The 18,483-nt window shown below is 53.4% G+C and carries 14 protein-coding genes; 6 read left to right on the top strand and 8 right to left on the bottom strand.

Annotated features, from left to right (window positions below):
• Window positions 1-736 precede the first annotated feature (736 nt).
• The 7 genes from BLR64_RS18200 to BLR64_RS18170 form a co-directional block, all read right to left on the bottom strand.
• Complete coding sequence (locus BLR64_RS18200; RefSeq protein WP_090716275.1) at window positions 737-2,749, bottom strand: putative bifunctional diguanylate cyclase/phosphodiesterase; 2,013 nt, start codon at window positions 2,747-2,749, stop codon at window positions 737-739.
• A gap of 250 nt (window positions 2,750-2,999) precedes the next feature.
• Window positions 3,000-4,643, bottom strand: a complete 1,644-nt coding sequence (locus BLR64_RS18195) for a hypothetical protein (protein WP_090716273.1) — start codon at window positions 4,641-4,643, stop codon at window positions 3,000-3,002.
• Window positions 4,636-5,436, bottom strand: a complete 801-nt coding sequence (locus BLR64_RS18190) for an ABC transporter ATP-binding protein (RefSeq protein ID WP_090716272.1) — start codon at window positions 5,434-5,436, stop codon at window positions 4,636-4,638. Before BLR64_RS18190 ends, BLR64_RS18195 begins: the two co-directional genes overlap by 8 nt.
• 171 nt (window positions 5,437-5,607) lie before the next feature.
• Window positions 5,608-6,603: a Gfo/Idh/MocA family protein gene (locus BLR64_RS18185; protein ID WP_090716271.1), complete on the bottom strand. Its 996-nt coding sequence runs from the start codon at window positions 6,601-6,603 to the stop codon at window positions 5,608-5,610.
• A gap of 92 nt (window positions 6,604-6,695) precedes the next feature.
• Window positions 6,696-7,652, bottom strand: a complete 957-nt coding sequence (gene menA / locus BLR64_RS18180; protein WP_090716269.1) for a 1,4-dihydroxy-2-naphthoate polyprenyltransferase — start codon at window positions 7,650-7,652, stop codon at window positions 6,696-6,698.
• A 74-nt stretch (window positions 7,653-7,726) separates the two neighbouring features.
• Window positions 7,727-8,500 (bottom strand): DUF6081 family protein, encoded by a 774-nt coding sequence (locus tag BLR64_RS18175; RefSeq protein ID WP_244157755.1) that lies wholly within the window; start codon window positions 8,498-8,500, stop codon window positions 7,727-7,729.
• A 32-nt stretch (window positions 8,501-8,532) separates the two neighbouring features.
• The gene (locus BLR64_RS18170) at window positions 8,533-9,450 is read right to left on the bottom strand and encodes a prenyltransferase (protein ID WP_090716268.1); all 918 of its coding nucleotides are present in this window, start codon (window positions 9,448-9,450) and stop codon (window positions 8,533-8,535) included.
• A 176-nt stretch (window positions 9,451-9,626) separates the two neighbouring features.
• Between BLR64_RS18170 and BLR64_RS18165 the strand changes: the two genes are divergently transcribed.
• The 6 genes from BLR64_RS18165 to BLR64_RS18140 all read left to right on the top strand — a co-directional run bounded on the left by BLR64_RS18165 (window position 9,627) and on the right by BLR64_RS18140 (window position 17,857).
• Window positions 9,627-11,993, top strand: a complete 2,367-nt coding sequence (locus BLR64_RS18165) for a bifunctional diguanylate cyclase/phosphodiesterase (protein ID WP_090716266.1) — start codon at window positions 9,627-9,629, stop codon at window positions 11,991-11,993.
• 120 nt (window positions 11,994-12,113) lie between these two features.
• Window positions 12,114-12,737: an acetate uptake transporter gene (locus BLR64_RS18160; RefSeq protein WP_090716264.1), complete on the top strand. Its 624-nt coding sequence runs from the start codon at window positions 12,114-12,116 to the stop codon at window positions 12,735-12,737.
• Between the two features lie 262 nt (window positions 12,738-12,999).
• Complete coding sequence (locus tag BLR64_RS18155; RefSeq protein WP_090716262.1) at window positions 13,000-15,147, top strand: bifunctional diguanylate cyclase/phosphodiesterase; 2,148 nt, start codon at window positions 13,000-13,002, stop codon at window positions 15,145-15,147.
• A 105-nt stretch (window positions 15,148-15,252) separates the two neighbouring features.
• A complete protein-coding gene (locus tag BLR64_RS18150) occupies window positions 15,253-15,576 on the top strand; it encodes a hypothetical protein (RefSeq protein WP_090716261.1) in 324 nt (107 codons plus the stop codon).
• 163 nt (window positions 15,577-15,739) lie between these two features.
• Entirely contained in the window at window positions 15,740-16,216 is a 477-nt protein-coding gene (locus BLR64_RS18145) for a DsrE/DsrF/DrsH-like family protein (protein WP_068728270.1), read from the top strand.
• A gap of 129 nt (window positions 16,217-16,345) precedes the next feature.
• Window positions 16,346-17,857 (top strand): aminotransferase class V-fold PLP-dependent enzyme, encoded by a 1,512-nt coding sequence (locus tag BLR64_RS18140; RefSeq protein ID WP_244157754.1) that lies wholly within the window; start codon window positions 16,346-16,348, stop codon window positions 17,855-17,857.
• Here the strand turns inward: BLR64_RS18140 and BLR64_RS18135 are convergent.
• Window positions 17,843-18,463, bottom strand: a complete 621-nt coding sequence (locus BLR64_RS18135) for a TVP38/TMEM64 family protein (protein ID WP_090716258.1) — start codon at window positions 18,461-18,463, stop codon at window positions 17,843-17,845. The genes BLR64_RS18140 and BLR64_RS18135 overlap by 15 nt on opposite strands.
• Between the last annotated feature and the right edge of the window lie 20 nt (window positions 18,464-18,483).

Raw genomic sequence — 18,483 nt, 5'->3', positions numbered from 1 at the left:
CCGCTGTTATGTTTGAATTTCCTAATTTGAAACCGCCGCCGCGGTTGAAATTCAAACACAGCATATGCTTCCGTAGCTAGCTTTTCTTCGAAAAGCTTTCAGGCGGACGCTAACGCTCCTACAGTTCCAAACTTCCCCTCCGCCGCTCCCACCTCAACGTTCATCTCAACACCCTTTAAAGAATCCCCCCCTTTAAAGAGGGGGATAGAAAAAAGCAGCAAGTCCTGACAACGGACTTGGCTGCTTTTTTGGTTACTTTTAAATGACTTGGAGAGGGTTCCCGGCAGACGTTAAAGCTTCTAAGCGCAGCACTCTTCCGCCACTCCCCCTTGCACACTTGGAAGCTCAATCTAACTAATTGGATTTTCGGCACTTAATTTCGCCTTTTTTTCACAGTTACGACTATTAGGTAGAAAAAGGGCATCTATTTCGAGTCATTTATCGCTCTGGAGGCGATTACGGCAAAATGAAGTGACGTTTTTCCACCTAGTTTCCTGTCAGCAGCGTTTAGCAGAGAATTAGATAGCAAAAATCCAACTAGATGCGGGGGAATCTCAGTCGGTCGGTTCGCTAGGATTGACCAGACCCTTTTTGGCCTAATAAAGGGTCAAGCCCAGACATTTCTCGCAGAAGGGGTACACACAAGCAGCGTTATCCGGCCAGTAAACCGTTAACGCGGCAACCCGCTTGTCCAGCAGATTGCCGCGTTAACAGTAGCAGCAGCATTATGTATTATCTAGGCCGTGTTCTCAATAAACCATTGGCCCAGCTCATTCACCGGCATCGGGCGGCCGTAGTAGAAGCCCTGCATGACCCGGCAGCCCAAGGACTGCAGCAGCTCAATCTGCTCGGGTGTTTCAACGCCCTCGGCGACTACCTCCATATTGAGGTTGCTGGCGATAGCGATGATATTGCTGATGATGGCTTTTTTGGAATGCATTTTGCTCTTGCGGATAAACACCTGGTCGATCTTGAGCGTGTTGACCGGAATCTCATCAAGATTTCCGAGTGAGGAGAAGCCAGTCCCGAAGTCGTCCAGAGACACGCGTACACCGATATCCCGGAGCTTGGAGAGCTGGGCTACCGTCTCCTCCATATTGTTCATGGCAATGGATTCGGTAATCTCCAGCTCGAGAAAGTGCGGTTCAAGACCGGAGCTGGCAAGCGCCTCGGAAACTACATCGTACAGGCTTCCGTTCTCGAACATTCTTGCCGACATATTAATCGACACAGGCACATTTGCGATCTGGTCTTTATGCCAGCTCATATTCTGGACACAGACATCCTGCAGCATCCAGTAGGTAATCGGTACGATCAGGCCGGTCTCCTCGGCAATCGGGATGAATTCCGCCGGGGAGATGATCCCGTGATCCGGATGCTTCCAGCGCAGCAGCGCCTCAAGGCCGACAGTGACATTCATCAGAGAGTCCCATTTAGGCTGATAGACTACCATAAACTCCGAGCGGGCAAGCGCCTTGCGCAGATCCTTCTCCAGCGACATGCGCCGGAGCTGGTAGCGGTTCATCTCCTGGTCGAACACACTGAACTTGTTCTTGCCGGAGTCCTTCGAGGTGTATAGTGCCGTATCGGCAGCCTTCATCAGAGCTGAACGGTCCGTGCCGTGCGCCGGTGTCATGCTGATGCCGACACTGGCCGTCACATACAGCTCATTACCTTCAATGCTGTATGATTTCTTGAGCTCCTGCAGAATGTGCAGGGCCTCCTCCTGGGCGTTCTCTATACTGGAATCCGGCAGGGCAATCAGAAATTCATCGCCGCCGAGCCGGAATACCTTACCTTTGGAGCCTACGCATGTTCTCAGCCGGTCTGCAACCTCCTGCAGCAGCAAATCGCCGATATCATGCCCGAGGGTATCATTAATTGATTTGAAGCGGTCCAGGTCCACAAAGAACACTGCTCCCGGATTGTCACCGAAGAACTCATCCCTGAAATAGCGCTCCAGACCATGGCGGTTCGGCAGCTCGGTCAGCGGATCATGATAGGCCATCCGTTCCAGCACATGCCGGTCAAGGAACACTGCCCCGCCGGAGATGGCCAGCATAAACAGGGTTACGAGGGATACTCCGGTCAGCAGAATTACATCTGTCTCCATGACAACAGGCTTGGTGCCATTCCATCCGTCATATTGAAAATAGCTTGTTCTAAGGCTTATATAATGCATACCGGTAACTGCGAATCCGATGAACAGGGCGGAAGCGAACTTCCAGCGCCGGCTGAAATACTCCTGCTCCCGGAACCGCCGGAACAGAAAAATACCGATGTAAGATGCCAGCAGGGCTATCAGAACGGAAATCGCCTGGGCGAGCGGCTCATAATGCATCTTGCCTTCAATCTCCATAGAGGAGATTCCGATATAATGCATCACGGAAATCCCTGCACCCAGAATCAGCCCGCTAAGTGTCCGCCGCCACATCCTCTGGCGGGGTACGGTGGCAATCCACAACGCCCCGAAGCTGCAGAGCATGCTGACCAGCAGGGATAATACCGCTCTGCCCGGACGGTAGCCGATCTCAAACGGAAAATGGGTAGCCATAATACCGACGAAATGCATGGCCCACATTCCGCTGCCGAGTACGCATGCGGCTGACATAAGCCAGAGCCGGCGGATTCTTCCTGTGGAGTGGGGAACCTTGGAAATCAGGTTAAGCGCCGAATAGGCCGCAGTAACAGCAAGTGCAAAAGATAGTAAAACAATCCAAGTATTATAGTGGGTTCCCATTTGATCCATAGTTGACCTCTTCACCGGTTAAATTATCATTATCGTTCAGCTCATTCTCAAGTACAAAAATCTATTACGAATATCAGATAAACGGAAGAGTGTATAGAGATTATAGATTGCTATGAGAAGTAACTTTAGCTGTATTCTACCTTGTATTTGCTATACTGTCTAAGTAAATACTGGAACTTAGACCCTTTTTTCGAAGGCGGCAAAAAATGTCCATATTTGTCCGTACCTGCGGGGTTTTCCCGGCTGGCAGCTATGATCCCCCCAGCTCCGCCCGGGGAAAAGAGATGCGCCAGATCCACCAATTGGCGATTACCAGAACTGGAGCATAGATGTAAATTCCAAACGGAATCAGGCTGATCACGTAATGAAGCCCCGCCAGGCCCATCAGAATAAACATCTGCACAAAGGCGCTCCCTGTAAAATCCTTTTGTCTGGCAGCGCTGTACTGCTCCGAGAACGGCAGTGACTTCGGCAGAAGACGGAAGCACAGCACCGAATACAGCAGCAGGGCAGGCAGCACAATAATCAGGTGCGGCAGAAAGCGCACGCCGAATAACCACAGAAAAATGGCCCCTTCAATGACAAAAAGCGGTATCAGCAGCCGAAGGATAGCCGCCTTGAGCATTCCCCGGTAGACCGGAGATAATCCGGGCAGCGGAATCGTCTTGTAGATCCAGGCCCCCCGGTAGCTTGTAGAATAACGCAGCATCTGCACAGCGGTCATCATCAGAAGCGCACAGAAGTAAATGAACAGGAATGCCTTGGTGTTGCGCAGCTCCTCCAGACCTCCACCGCCCCACAGGACATTAAAGATGAAGATAAACGGCAAAATCAAGGACAGGCCGAAGGTGGGATACACCTTGAGCTTGAAATCACGCTCATTACGCATCATTGACCAGGTGAAGCGGAAGAACAACGCCTCCTCCTTGCCCTGGCAGAAGAGCTCTGACAGCCGGCGGGCCATATTTCCGCTGTCCTTCCCGGCCCCCTCCTCCGATGCCAGCTTCTGCAGGCTCCGTTCAAACATCGGCATAAGCTTGATATACACCGCAAGCAGCAGCACAGGGACCACCAGGGCCAGCACGGACATAACGGTCAGATGAACCGAACGGTTCCCGCCCAGCAGGAGCTCGAAGGGTGAGGCAAACCAGGCCGGGGCCAGCAGATACTGCCACCAGGCCGGCTCATAGGACACCGTCAGGTCGGCCAGGTTGAACAGGCGGGAGACCAGCTGATAGCCTACCGCAATTCCGATGGACAAAATGATCTGTACATAATTAATGATGTCCTTCAGCTTTTCCCCGTCAAAGACCCGCAGAATCAGTAAATAGATCAATGCTGTAATGACAAGGATCAGGCAATCCATCAGAATGACGGCTGCGGCATAGATAAGGAAGAAGACGATCCCCTGCTTGAACAAGGAAACGATCAGCGATGGCCCTGTAACCGTTAATGTTAAAGTAAGCAAATAGATTAGGACATGCAGGCTCTTCGCCATATTCAGCGTCCGGCGGTTCACCGGCTTGGAGAACAGGATATTTTTATCCCGCAAATCCAGCATTACGGAGGAAAAGTCTGAAATCAGCGTCGTTGCAATCATAAACATCAGAATGGCGAAGGTAATACTCATAGAAAAAATATAATTGCCGTCCTGCACGACGAAAAGGATCAGCATCAGGCCGAGCAGCAGATAAATCCACTGTATACGGAAAGGCGAGCCTTCTGCTGTAGTCTGCTTGTTGTCCTTCCCTCCGGCGAGCACAGTCGGGGTACGCCTTGCGTCCATTGTCAGTTTGACCTGCAGAATACTGCGCAGAACGGGGTAGTCAACACCGGTTCTCCGGAATACGCCCTGCAGCCGGTCAAGCAGCTTCAGCACATAAAATTCAGTCATTGGAATCACCTTCACCAATAACTGCAACGAATTCCCCGGCAATATCCCGGAAACGGTCAAAACCGGTCAGCTCGTTGAAAATCCCTTCAAGCGAGCCTTCGCGGCTCTTCTCCTTCAGCTCGGCAAAGCTTCCGTCCGCTACAATGTCCCCGCCGTTAATCAGAATGATCCGGCTGCTGATTTTCTCAACCACGTCCATAATATGAGAGGAATAAAAAATTGTCTTGCCGCGGGCGGCCAGCGAAGCAAAAATCTCCTTAACGATCATTACACTATTGGCATCCAGCCCGCTCAGCGGCTCATCAAGGAAAAGGATATCCGGATCATGCAGCATGCTCGAGATCAGCAGCACCTTCTGCCTCATCCCCTTGGAATAGGAGGCAATCCGCATATTGAAAGCATGCTCCAGATTAAGCAGCCCCATCAGCCGCTCTGCCTTCTCCTCGGCATCCGTCCGCTTCATCCCGTAGAGTTCACCGATAAAACCCAGGTATTCTTTGGCGGTCAGGCTGTCGTACAGCTCGGCAACCTCCGGAACGTAACCGATTCGTCTTTTGTAAGCAGCGTCACCGTCTGAAATATCTCTGCCAAAAATCCGGACGGTACCCGTGTAGCCTTCGACCAGACCCAGCATAATCTTGACCGTGGTGCTCTTGCCTGCCCCGTTTGGTCCGATATAGCCGATAATCTGGCCGGGGTAGACCGCAAGGTCGATTCCCCGCAGCACCATTCTGTCACTGTAATTCATCCATAGGCCTTCAATTGAAATAACCGGTTCTTGCGCATGATTCATGAGTATAGAAGCTCCTTTCAGCAGCCGTAATAGGAATGCGCCATACAGGTTTCCAGCAATATTCCTATTCTACCAAAATTCAACTTACGCGGGCTATTATAAATGTTCACAGCAAAAAACCTCCGTATCCGCTACTACAGCGGATACGGAGGTTTTTGCCGTTTATTTACTTTATGTCAGGCTGACCCGCTCCCGCCGCCGGGCGGAGTCAAGGCAGGCTTCAATCAGCCGCATGCTGAGCACGGGATCATTCTCTGCGGCAAACGGCTTCCCTCCGTTTACGGCAGCAGCGAAGTGATCAGCCTGCTCGACATACGGATTGGCGCCGGCCGCTGCAAACCGGCTTACCTCGCCGCCTTTGTAGACAAGAAAATCGGCGTCTTCAAATCTGGCGTTGAACGGCATCGGAATCTCGATCATCCCTTCCGTGCCGAGCACCTCCAGCAGCTGGCGGTTATACGCCCACATTCCGCAGTCAAAGGTCAGGCTTACACCGCCCGGAAACTCTACCAGGCCTGAAGCCATCATGTCCACATTATCATGCTCCGGAGAGAAAATGGCCTGTACCGTCACCGCTTCCGGCTCCGCATCAAACAGCAGCCGCGCCGCACTGAGCGGGTAGCAGCCGACGTCATACAGCGAGCCGCCGCCCCAGGCGGACTTGAAGCGGATATTTGTCGTGTCCGTTGCATCGTTATAGGTAAAAGCACCGCGGATCGCCCGCAGCTCACCGATGTCCCCCCGGGCGATGATCTCCCGCAGCTGCGCAATGCGCGGATGATGCCGGTACATATACGCTTCGGCCAGATGCACACCCGCCTTGCTGCAGGCGGCCACCATCTCCTCCGCCTCCGCGCTGCTGAGCGCAATCGGCTTTTCGCACAGCACATGCTTGCCTGCTTCGGCTGCACGGATTACCCATTCCCGGTGCAGATGATTGGGCAGCGGAATGTATACAGCGTCAATCCCCGGATCCGCCAGCAGCTCTTCATAGCTGCCGTAGGCCTTGCTGACACCAAACTCCGCCGCGACCTTACTGCTTTTTTCCAGCCCCCGGCTCGCTACCGCCTCGATCACACCTGTCTTTGATTCCTGAATGGCCGGCATGACCGAGCCGGTTGCGATTTGGGCACAGCCGAGTATTCCCCATCTGAGCTTCTGCGTCATAGATGCACACCTTCCTTGTATAAGAATAAGAACGTGAATATATCTACTGACACCATATCATAGAATAGGAAGCATCACTAATGATGCAGCTGTCAGATATTCAGCAGCCCCAGCAGGACTGCGGCAGCCAGCACAATGATCCGCGCCGTACTCATCAGCACGAAATTTTTGACTGACAGGATAAAGGTGGAGGCCTTCTCCTGCTTTTCCTGGAACAGGGCAATATTCCGGCGCAGGGGAACCAGCGTAATCAGCAGCAGCGCCACCAGCAGCGGATGGACCCCGAGAATCAGCAGAACGATCATATCTAGAAAAGAAGCATAATAGAGCAGCTTGAACAGCAGCAGCGCATGGTTGCGGCCGATATAGACCGGCAGGGTATACCGGCGGTTCTCCAGATCATCTTCGATATCACAGATATTGTTGGCCAGCATAATTCCGGCAATTCCGAGAATCGCGGGCACCGAGAACCAGAAGATGTACACAACCTCAATAAGGTTGACATGCAGATCGACCCAGCCGCCCTGCAGCAGCAGCGTAACCACGCTCTGGTCTGAGTGGATGTAGGCCGATATAAAGATGATCACAAAGCCCATAAACAGTCCCGAGAACAGCTCGCCGAGCGGCATCCGCGAAATCGGAATCGGTCCGAAGGAATACAGGATGCCGATCAGGAACGACAGCCCGCCCAGCAAAAGGATCAGCAGCCCCGTCTGGAAGACAAGGGCGATGCCCCCGCCTGCAGCCAGAAGGAGCAGAACGGTGATCGTTGCGATCACGGTGCTTTCCTTTAGCTTATAGCGGACAATGGCATTATGGGTCTCATAGCCGTAGCCATGCTTTTTGGCCGCTTTTTTGAAATCATAGTAGTTGTTGATGGCCGTTGTCGCCATATCGAAGCTGAGCAGGGACACGAGCATCAGGATAAACCGCAGCATATAAAAATCCTCAAACCGGTACAGCGCATACAGCGTCCCCAGCAGGAACGGAAGCATACTGGCCACCTTGGTCGGCAGCTCCACAAATCGCAGAAAGCTCCTTACATTCACCGCAACCCATCCTTACTCTTCACAAAATAAACCCTTTGCAGCGGTTCCGCCGCTCTATTAATAGGCCCGGTCTATTAGCGTGCCGTCGTTGTTACGGTCACCGGGGACCATTCAGCGATAACAGTCTGGCCATGTGCCGACACGCTGCCTTCGGGGGTCAGATCCTTTTCCGTCATAATGCCGAGGGCCACGGTAAAGCTGTTGAATTTAACTGGAACATTCTGCTCGCGGCGTACTTCCCTGCCGTTAACATAGAAGACAGCCTCGTCATTTCCGCGGTGGTACGTAATTTTGTAGGTGTTGAACTCGCGCGGCTTGAAATCCTCCGCCTCTGTGAAGATGCAGAAATACTTCGTACCGCCTGTATCCGGAACCTGGACGCCCGGGAAGGGCAGAATGCCGTAGACGCTGGCGTATTTATCATTGCCGGCAAAGAAATCAAGGGCCGCGCCGGTCGTGAAATCAAGCAGATTCAGCGAGACGTACCCGTCGTACAAATCTCCGGGAGCCGTACCCTGTGTACGGGCGCGGATCTGCAGCTCAAAGCTGATCTCCCCTTCCTCGGGAATGTCCACCGGCTGCGCCGAATAATACATATGCTTGGCATTGTCGAGAATCTGCACCTGGTTATGCTGGCGGCTGAGCTGCGCCCGGACATACAGGTAGCCGTTACGCACAATAACTACCGCTTCAGGCTCACGGTAGGCCCAGAATGAGCCGTCAGGCAGCGCAAAGCCGCCCGTCTTCCACACTTTTCCCTCCGACAGAATGGTATGAAAATCTCCGAGTACGGTCTGGCTGCCCACCGCCGGCTGATGCTGTTCCGCCTGTTCTTTATTGTGGTCCATTATTGTTCTCTCCTTCTGGTATGGGAATTAGGTTAGATAAGCCCCTGAATCAGCAGGGCCAGTGCCATAATCAAGCCGCAGCGGACAGAGGCCTGCTGTGAAGCACCCATTAACGGCAGATAAGCCAGCGAGGCATTCTGCGGCTCCAGCCCGCGGTATACCTGCAAAGGTGCAAATACAGTAAGCAGCGCCAGCAGCGCGTAAACCGGCAGTACGCCGTACACTACACATACAATTAAAGAGCCGTATGAAAGAAACAGCAGGATGCGGGAAAACACAAGGGCTCTGCGTTCCCCCCATACGACAACCAGCGTGCGCTTGCCGGCCTGCTCATCTGCTCTCCAGTGCAGGAAATGGTGATTAAACAGGAGCAGGGTGGTCAAAAGACCTACCGGAATAGACAGCAGCACCGGCTTCAGGCTGAATTCACCTGTCTGCACGAAATAAGAGCCCAATACGGGCATTACTCCAAAAGCGACGAAGATCGCAAACTCACTGTAGCCCTTGCCCCGGTATCCGAACCGCAGCGGCGGTGCCACATAGAAATAGGCAATCAGTGCCCCGGCCGCTACGAACCAGAGCGTCTCCCAGCCGCTGGAAATGCTGAGGATCAGGCCGCAGGCCACGGCCAGCGCCAGCAGTGACCAGGTCATCAGGGCAAAGAGGGATTCCTTCATCAGCCCGCCTGACAAAAAACCGGAGTTTGTCGAAACCATTCCCGGTGTATTCTTCGCTTCTGTATCCGTACCATTGCGGAAGTCCCATAAATCATTCACCATATTCGAGAACAGATGGGCGGATACCGCACCGACAAGCGTTATAACAAACAAAAACGGATGGAAGCTGCCTTCCCATACGTATGCCCCGACCGTCCCCAAAACAACCGGTATAAGCATCACGGGAATCGTTCCAAACCGTGTAATCTTCTTAAATAAAGTCCATTTATCCATCCCAGACGCTATCTCCTTCTATGAATTTATGTGATTATTATTATTGCAAGATTATTATACATCAAATTTCGACACTTGGGACAGATTAACGCTGCAAAATATTACCTATTCGTGTTACACTGGTTTATGTGGTACTTATTTCCTAATAAATCTATTAATACTAGAAGGGGAGCAACATGAAGCTGAGCCGAAAAATAATAATCTTCATCAGTGTTGCAGCCCTGTTCGGATTAGGTGTCACTTATCTGCTCCTGCACCTTATTCTGCTGAACCGCTTTGAGAAGCTGGATGAGGCAGCACTGCAGAGCAAGCTGGATAACGTGATTGCGACCTATCAGAGCGAGCTGCAAATGATGAAGACCGGGTTACTGAAATATTCCACATGGGATGACACCTACCGGTTTATGCAGCCGGAAGCGCCTGGGGAATGGCCGGCTGCATACAGGCAGACCTATCTGGACAGCAATTTCGGCCCGCTCACCTATGAAACCAATCACTTTGATATGACCGCCCTTCTGGACAATTCCGGACAGCCCCGTTACGGCGGCGTATATGATTCCGATACCGGCACAGTATCCTCGCTGACCCCGGAGTACCTTACGCTGCTTGGTCTTATCCGAAGCAAGCTGACAAGCCCCGCGGAGTCCGGGACCGGCCTTTCCGGCATGATGCTGCACGGTAACGTCCCGATGCTGATTACGCTGGCCCCGATCGTCAACAGCAGCGGAGACCTGCCGGCAGTCGGAACTGCCGTTGCCGTCAGGCTGCTGCAGCAGGAAGAAATGGTCCGTATGCGGGAAGGTACGCAGACCTTGCTGCAGATGAAGTCCATTGATTCTGCGGTACCGGCAGCGGGCAAGGGACAGACGGTATGGATGAGCTCAGATTCCGGCGGGATGATGTCCATCCATACTGTAGTTAACGATTTATTCGGCAATCCTGCAATAGAAATGATATTGCAGCATCCGCGGGAGATATACGAAAGCGGGCTGAAAGCCATCACCAGCTTCCGGAAATTCTTTCTGGCCTGGACCCTGCTGATGTGCGTAGCCTGCCTCATCTTCGTCAAGCGTTCCATACTCGGAAGAATGACAGCGCTTGTCCGGAACATCCGTGCCATCGGCAGCAGCAAGGACTTGTCCATCCGGATCAGCAGCTCCGGAAGCGATGAGTTCAGCGAAGTCGAGCAGGAATTCAACCGGATGATTGATTCGCTGGAGCAGGCCCAGAAGGAGCTTCAGCTCCAGTCGATGCTGGATCCGCTGACCCAGCTCCCCAACCGCTCGCTGTTCTTTACCAAACTTAATGAAGCTATTGCCTCAGTCAAAAATACCGGCCGGCAGATCGTTCTGGTCTTTATTGACCTTGATCATTTCAAAACGGTCAATGACACGCTCGGCCATGATTTCGGGGATGCGATGCTGAGGGAGATTGCCCTCCGGATTTCCAGGGTCATCGGCAAGCATGATGTTGTCTCCCGTCTTGGCGGGGACGAATTCACCATTCTGCTTGCCGACGCTCCTGATTCAGACAGCATGAATGTACAACTGTCCCGCATACAGGATGCACTCTCCCTGCCGCACCGCATCCAGGGTCACCTGCTCTACAATACGGCCAGTATCGGTGTCAGTGTCTACCCGCAGAACGGTGAGGATGCCGATTATCTGGTTAAGCAGGCTGATCTGGCCATGTTCCATGTCAAGGAATCCGGACGCAACAGCATCCTGCAGTACTCGGAGGAGCTGGAGGAGAGCATCCGGCGGCGGAAGGTATTGTCCCAGCAGCTGCTGTCAGCAGTAATCAATGATGAATTCGAAGTGCATTATCAGCCGATCCTGGCCTCTGACAGCCTGAAGGTGGCCAAGCTGGAGGCCCTGCTGCGCTGGACAAGCCCTTCCCACGGGCCCGTTTCCCCCGCTGAATTCATTCCGCTGGCCGAAACCAGCGGCTCCATCGTCAGCATCGGCAGCTGGGTGCTGCGGCAGGTCTGCTCTGACCTGAGCCGCTTCCGTGCGGAAGGCCTGGAGCTGACGGCTGCCGTTAATATCTCGGCGGTGCAGCTGATGCAGCCCGGCCTCACCGGGCTGCTGCTGTCGCTGCTTGCGGAATACGGACTGCCCAGCAGCAGCCTGGAGCTTGAGATTACTGAGAGTGTGCTGGTCTCGGGGGACAATATCCTGTCCTCGCTCCAGGGGCTGAGAAGCCACGGGCTGCGGATCTCGCTGGACGATTTCGGCACAGGCTTCTCCTCGCTGAGCTATCTGCGCCGCTTCCCGGTAGATGTGATCAAGATTGACCGCTCCTTTATTTCCGAGATGACCCTGGAGCCTCAGGGTGATGTGCTCGTGAAGTCCATTATCGAGCTGAGCCATAATCTTGGGCTGAAGGTTGTCTCTGAAGGCATTGAACAGGCGGCGCAGTTTGATTTGCTTCGCAGGCTGGGCAGTGATGAGCTGCAGGGCTACTATATCAGCCGGCCGATGCAAGCTGTGGAAATTTATTCATTTTTATCGCAAAATAATCTGATATTCGCCAAAAAATGAATACTTCTTTTATAGGCAAGTTAAAGGCGATATGATATGATAGGCAAGCTGATAACAGCACCCTGAGCGGGTGCTGTTATCCTATGCGTACACTTTTGAAAATTGGAGGCTTTAATTGCTATGTCAGCGCAATCCCCATCCACGCAATCCGTCAAAATCGTTACCGCCGACCCCAGCGCCATCGGCTTATTCGGACTTGCTATCGTTACCCTGGTCGCTTCTTCACAAAAGCTCGAAATTACCACAGGACTCAGCTACGCTATTCCTTGGGCAATCTTCCTCGGAGCCTTCGCCCAGCTGTTCGCCTCCATTCAGGATGCCAAGCACAATAACACCTTCGGCATGACTGCATTCGGCGCGTACGCCTTCTTCTGGTTCGGCATGGGCGCAAGCTGGCTGATTAAGCTCGGCGTATTCGGTGCAACACTGGCTGAAGGCGTTGATCCCAAGCAGCTTGGCTTTGTTTTCCTGGGTTATCTGATCTTCACCCTGTTCATGACCATCGGTGCAGTCGAAGCCAACCGGGTCCTGCTGATTATCTTCATCCTGATTGACTTCCTGTTCCTCGGCCTTTCCATGGATGCTTTCGGTGTTGCCGCTGAATTCTTCCATAAGCTGGCTGCGGTATCGGAAATGGCGATTGCGGCGGTTTCCCTCTACGGCTGCGGAGCTTCCGTGCTTAACGCCCATTTCGGACGCACCTTCCTGCCGGTCGGCGCGCCACTGCGTATTTTCAAGAAATAAGCTGACGCTGCTTTTGGCCGAAATTCATATAGCAGTACCTGCAAGAGCAACGGATAAATACAAGCTGCCCTTAGGCGGATCGTATTTATCCGTTTTTTGTGATTATCCCCCAGGCTATTAGGTTTTTCCTTGCACAAAAACACAAAAAATGACATGCTATAGAGACACCTACGACATATCTCGACATTTGACGGTGGTGCAGGAACCACTTTTGCCCAAATTGCTTATAGAATGTTGAATTTTCTGATATCGGAGGCACTCCATGGCTTTCATTAACAAAAAGCCTTTAACAATCATCCTCGGCTTCTTAGTCGTGTTGCAGCTTTCTCTCTTCTATTACTATTCCATATCGGTAGAACGGGAATACCGTGCCGAAAAAGCCGATCTATCCTCGCAGGCTGTCACACTGACCTCAAACCTTGAAGAGAAAGTATCGATTGTCAAAGGAATCAGCTCCTTCATTCAAACGGTAGGCTTTGACGCAGAGCCTGCTCTTATTAACCAGTATCTGCTCACCGCCTACAACAATTCCAGCACCACTGTTATGAATATTGTGATTGCTCCGGACGGTGTTATCCGCTATCTCTATCCGCTTTCAGGCAACACCTCCATTCTGAATAAAAACCTGCTGCTTGATCCTGCCCTTTCTTCATCCGGCATGATTCAGGAGACGATCCGCTCCCGCAGTATTACCATTGACGGCCCCCGTATATTGGCTCAGGGCCAATACGGCATGGTCATCCGGCAGGCCGTTTATAACGGCAACACCTTTGCCGGCATCGTCTCCGCAACGGTAACGGTGGAGGATATTGCTGAGCAGATGCAGTCCCTGGACTCTTCCGTCTATGTAACAGACGTGGACCATAGCCTGCTGTTCGGCAACAAAGCTAAAGCTGCAGGACAACTGGTGGACACCCCGATCGATATCTATAACCAGCACTGGCTGATGGGGACGCTTCTTCCGGCCCAGACAAAATGGGAGGTGTTCCGCAGCGTCCTGTGGATTGATATAGCCTGTCTGCTGGTCGTCGCCTTTATCCTGTATTTTTACTGGCATCAGAACCGTTTTAATCATGAGCTGGAGCGTGTAGTCAATCTCCGCACCCGTGATCTCAGCGTCTCCCAGAAGCTGTATGAGAAGCTTGCCCATTATGACAGCCTGACCGATATTCCGAACCGGCGGTATTTCATGGATGAATTCGAGCGCCTGCTGCAATGCTCGGAGCCGACACAGACCTACACCCTGTTCTTCTTTGACTTGAACCGTTTCAAGGAAATCAACGATACACTCGGCCATTCCATCGGAGATCAGGTCATCAAGACACTGGCCGGCCGGCTCAAGGGCGCAGGACTTCCCTTCCAGCTGTTCGCACGTACCGGGGGGGACGAGTTCGTCATGGTCTTCTCGGATCTGCCGCAGGAGGAAATCCCGGACATTGCCGGACAGATCAGCGCCTTGATCTCGCAGACCCTGCTGATTGCCGGTGCCCACCTGAGCCTGTCGACAAGCATCGGAATTTCACTGTACCCGGAGCATTCCACAAGTACAGATGATCTGCTCAAATTTGCCGATATGTCCATGTACCAGGCCAAGTCGCTGGAGAACCGCAATTACTTCATTTTTGACTGGGAACTGCGCGAGAAGCTGGAGCAGAAGACCATGATCGCCAAATACCTGCTTTCTGCGCTGGAGCGTGAAGAGTTCGTGCTGCATTACCAGCCGCAGATTAATGCTGTTACCGGTAAAATGGTCGGACTAGAAGCGCTGATCCGCTGGAATCATCCCGAGAAGGGGCTGATCGGCCCCGGTACCTTTATTGCTGCTGTCGAGGAGGCAGGCCTGATGATCCAGCTGACAGACTGGGTTATCCGTGAGGTATGCCGACAGCTCTGCGAATGGCGGAAGCTCGGGATGCCGCTGCTGCGGACCTCCATTAATATTTCCAACAGCTGGTTCTACAACCGCAATCTGATTGAAAACCTGCTGTCGGTGCTTGAGCATTACGGCCTTGACACCGAGGTGCTGGAGTTCGAAATTACCGAGAGCACAGCCCTGCTGGAGGAGCATTATCCGCTCTTGCAGCAGATGCGCGACCATGGCATCATCGTCTCGATCGATGACTTCGGAACCAAATATTCATCGCTTAACTATCTGAAGCATTTCCCGGTCAACAAAATCAAGATCGACCGGACCTTCATCACCGGCATCGGCATCAGTTCGATTGACGAAACTATTATCAAGTCGATTGTCTACGTGGCCTCGCAGCTCGGCTATGACCTGATCGCCGAAGGCGTGGAAACAGCGGAACAGCTCGAGTTCCTGGTCAATCATGACTGCCCGCATATCCAGGGCTTTTACTTCTCCCCCCCGCTCCCGGCGGAGGAAATCCTGAATAGAATGGCCTCATAAGAACTAACGCGGTCTGCACTTGGTAAAAGGGCTGCGGACCGCTATAATAAGCTTGTACTGTACTGCTAACGCAATAGGAAGTTAACCCGAAAGGATTTCGAGAAGATGAATGCGTTCTCCAATTCAGAATTGATCGGCACAATCATTTTTGCGCTGATTCTGGCCATCCTCGCCTACAGGATCATCCGCGGCATGCCCGCTATGGAAGGGAATATTACCGCTTTCCGCAAAAGAACGCTGGTCTGGACACAGGTCGCGCTGGTACTGACTGTTCTGCAGTTGAACTTCAAGGCCGGCGACTGGCGGTTTGCCATTATCCTCGGACTGATCGTGCTGTTTACCGGCAGTATCTGGTGGTCCGCCCGCCATTATGACCTGCGCCGCCCGGCTGAGAGCGAGCCTGCTGACCGGGACAGCTCTGAAGGGTAATTATTGCCATGCATTGCAAGCTCCCAACCGGGGGCTTTTTTTCGTTGCTGCCTACACGCGGGGGAACGGGGGGGCCTACAAGTACATCTTTGTGACAGCAGGCATACACCGCAGCCGCTGCAAGCATACTAACCGCATCCTGAAATGGCGGAGGTACACAAAGATGGACAAAAAACTAAATCTGCTGATGTTCAGCGGCGAATATGATAAGGCAATGGCCGGACTGATTCTGGCTAATGCAGCGCGGGATATTGAGGTTGAGGTCACGATGTTTTTTGCTTTTTGGGGATTGTTTCTGGTACGCGATCCGGAAAAAATGACCCTGGAGGACAAGACGGTCTACGAAAAGCTGATGGATGTCTTTACCCCCAAGGGGCCGCAGCAGCTGCCGCTCTCGCATATGAATTTCAGCGGCCTGGGCCGGATGATGCTGGAGGAGATGATGGAGGACAATAACGCACCCAAGCTGATTCACTTCCTCAAAGGCGCCCGTAAAAAGAACATCAAATTCTATGCCTGCAAGCTGTCTGTAGAGATCATGGGATTCAAGCCCGAAGAGCTGCTTCCGGAGGTTGAAATTATGGATGCCTCGGCTTACCTGAAGGATGCGCTGGAGAGTGACATGCAGCTCTTTATCTAGATAATCTGCATGGGCTTTAACCTATTTCCTGCACCGGGCATATACTGAGCCATAATGACACAGCCGGAATCTACCAGGAAACAGCCGGCAGCGGTGTCAGCCAGAAATAACCGGCTGGAGGGATTGCCCGTGCTAACCATCAACCCTGCCTTCCCCAAGGAGGCCCCGGCTTCGCTTGCGGCACATTTCACCGCATTTCGCGAGCATACGATCGGCATCCGCCATCAAATCACGACACCCTTTGGGCGCAAGCCGCTGATTTACGCTGACTGGACGGCCAGCGGGCGCCTATATGAGCCGATCGAGCGCCAGATCCAGGAATCTTTCGGCCCTTATGTCAGCAATCCGCATACCGATTCCAACAGCACCGGGCTGACGATGACAATGGCTTACAATGAGGCGCGCAGCATCATCAGACAGCATGTTCATGCAGGACCAGAGGATGTTCTGCTCTTCTGCGGCAACGGCACAACCGGCGCGGTCAACAAGCTGCAGCGGCTGATGGGCCTGAAGCTGCCCGAGTGGCAGCGCCAGAGCTTCCATTGTCCGCCGGAGGAACGCCCGGTCATCTTTGTCAGTCATATGGAGCATCATTCCAACCTGCTGCCCTGGCACGAGGGAATCGGGGATGTCATTACAGTCCCTGCCGGAGCGGACGGCAACATAAACCCGGCTGCCCTGGAAGAGCTGCTCTTCCATTACCGGAACCGCCGTTTCAAGATCGGCTCCTTTACCGCCTGCTCCAACGTAACCGGAATTGAGACCCCCTACGCCAAACTGGCCGCGGCCATGCACCGTCACGGGGGTCTCTGCTTTATTGACTTTGCCGCGAGCGCACCTTATACGGCTATTGATATGCACCCCGCCTCGCCGCTGGAGAAGCTCGACGCTGTTTTTTTCTCTCCGCATAAATTTCTCGGCGGTCCCGGTACCGGCGGAGTCCTGCTCTTTGACGCCGGGCTCTGCTGCGGCAGGCTGCCCGATGAACCCGGAGGCGGAACTGTGGTGTGGGTCAACCCCTGGGGCGGCCGGCGCTACATCGCTGACGTGGAGGTACGTGAAGACGGAGGGACACCGGGGTTCATGCAGGCGATCCGCACCGCGCTCTGTATAAAGCTGAAGGAGCGGATGAACGGCAGCGGGGAATGGATGAGGCTGCGGGAGCAGGAGCTGTGCCTGCGGCTCCTGTCCGGACTTGGCCGGATTCCCGGCTGCTCTATCCTCGCTGGCGGACAGACAGAGCGTCATGGCATCGTATCGTTCACCCTGCAGGATATCCATTACAATCTCGCCGTAAGGCTGCTAAATGACCGCTTTGGCATCCAGGCGCGAGGCGGCTGCTCCTGCGCCGGCCCCTATGGTCATTATCTGCTGGGGCTTGACCGTAAGCAGTCCGAGCTGATTGTCCAGGATCTGCATGCCGGTGACCAGTCCTCCAAGCCGGGCTGGGTCCGCATCTCCCTGCACCCCATTATGAGCGAAGCTGAAGTCGACTCCATCATAGAAGCTGTTCAGAATATCACTGTCCGCGGAATGGAGTGGGGGCAGGATTACAGCTACAGCGGTGCTACGAACAGCTGGCTCCACCACTCTGGCCAGACAGAGACAGAATCTGCAATCCGCCGCCTATTCATGGTGTAACGGATCTCCCCCCGCCGCCCGGGCAAACCGGGTTTCGATTGTTTTCACACACCATAATGAGAGACCGATAAACAGCAGCACATAGATAATCTCCCACGGATTACGGATAAACCGCTGAACATCATTGCCGATATAGGACACGGCGAACACCATAATCGCTTTGCCTGCACCAATGGCCAGCAGATAGGAGCGCAGGCGCATTCCGGCCAGCCCCGCGGCCATATTGATGACGACAAACGGGCCAACCGGAAACAGGCTGAGCAGAAAAACATAACTGAAGCCGCTCTGGCGCACCCAGATCATGCTTCTGGCTACCTTGGGCCGGCGGGCCCACTTTTGCAGGTAGGGATGCGAGGCGATCTTCCGGATGATCAGAAAGGTCGCCGCACAGCCTGCTACCAGTCCCAGCCAGGAATATAAGAAGCCAAGCCATAAGCCGTATACCGCCCCGTTCAAGCCTACAATGGCAATGGTCGGCAGCGGCGGAACGAAGGATTTCATAAAGGTCAGCCCAATTCCGGGCAGCGGCCCGAGCGTCCTGTATTGCTCCAGCAGCGCCCGGAGCCGCTCCTCCGTCAGCCATGACGATATATCCAATAAGTACATCACTTGCCCTCTCCTCACCA

The organism is Paenibacillus typhae, from assembly GCF_900099765.1.
Classification (GTDB): Bacteria; Bacillota; Bacilli; order Paenibacillales; family Paenibacillaceae; genus Paenibacillus_AQ; species Paenibacillus_AQ typhae.
This window is presented reverse-complemented; position numbering and strand designations above follow the sequence as displayed.

Excerpts from the sequence above, each read along its gene's own strand:
- BLR64_RS18200 (WP_090716275.1), bottom strand. The coding sequence starts at position 2,749 with ATGGATCAAATGGGAACCCACTATAATACTTGGATTGTTTTACTATCT.
- BLR64_RS18195 (WP_090716273.1), bottom strand. The coding sequence starts at position 4,643 with ATGACTGAATTTTATGTGCTGAAGCTGCTTGACCGGCTGCAGGGCGTA.
- BLR64_RS18190 (WP_090716272.1), bottom strand. The coding sequence starts at position 5,436 with ATGAATCATGCGCAAGAACCGGTTATTTCAATTGAAGGCCTATGGATG.
- BLR64_RS18185 (WP_090716271.1), bottom strand. The coding sequence starts at position 6,603 with ATGACGCAGAAGCTCAGATGGGGAATACTCGGCTGTGCCCAAATCGCA.
- BLR64_RS18175 (WP_244157755.1), bottom strand. The coding sequence starts at position 8,500 with ATGGACCACAATAAAGAACAGGCGGAACAGCATCAGCCGGCGGTGGGC.
- BLR64_RS18170 (WP_090716268.1), bottom strand. The coding sequence starts at position 9,450 with ATGGATAAATGGACTTTATTTAAGAAGATTACACGGTTTGGAACGATT.
- BLR64_RS18165 (WP_090716266.1), top strand. The coding sequence starts at position 9,627 with ATGAAGCTGAGCCGAAAAATAATAATCTTCATCAGTGTTGCAGCCCTG.
- BLR64_RS18160 (WP_090716264.1), top strand. The coding sequence starts at position 12,114 with ATGTCAGCGCAATCCCCATCCACGCAATCCGTCAAAATCGTTACCGCC.
- BLR64_RS18155 (WP_090716262.1), top strand. The coding sequence starts at position 13,000 with ATGGCTTTCATTAACAAAAAGCCTTTAACAATCATCCTCGGCTTCTTA.
- BLR64_RS18150 (WP_090716261.1), top strand. The coding sequence starts at position 15,253 with ATGAATGCGTTCTCCAATTCAGAATTGATCGGCACAATCATTTTTGCG.
- BLR64_RS18145 (WP_068728270.1), top strand. The coding sequence starts at position 15,740 with ATGGACAAAAAACTAAATCTGCTGATGTTCAGCGGCGAATATGATAAG.
- BLR64_RS18135 (WP_090716258.1), bottom strand. The coding sequence starts at position 18,463 with ATGTACTTATTGGATATATCGTCATGGCTGACGGAGGAGCGGCTCCGG.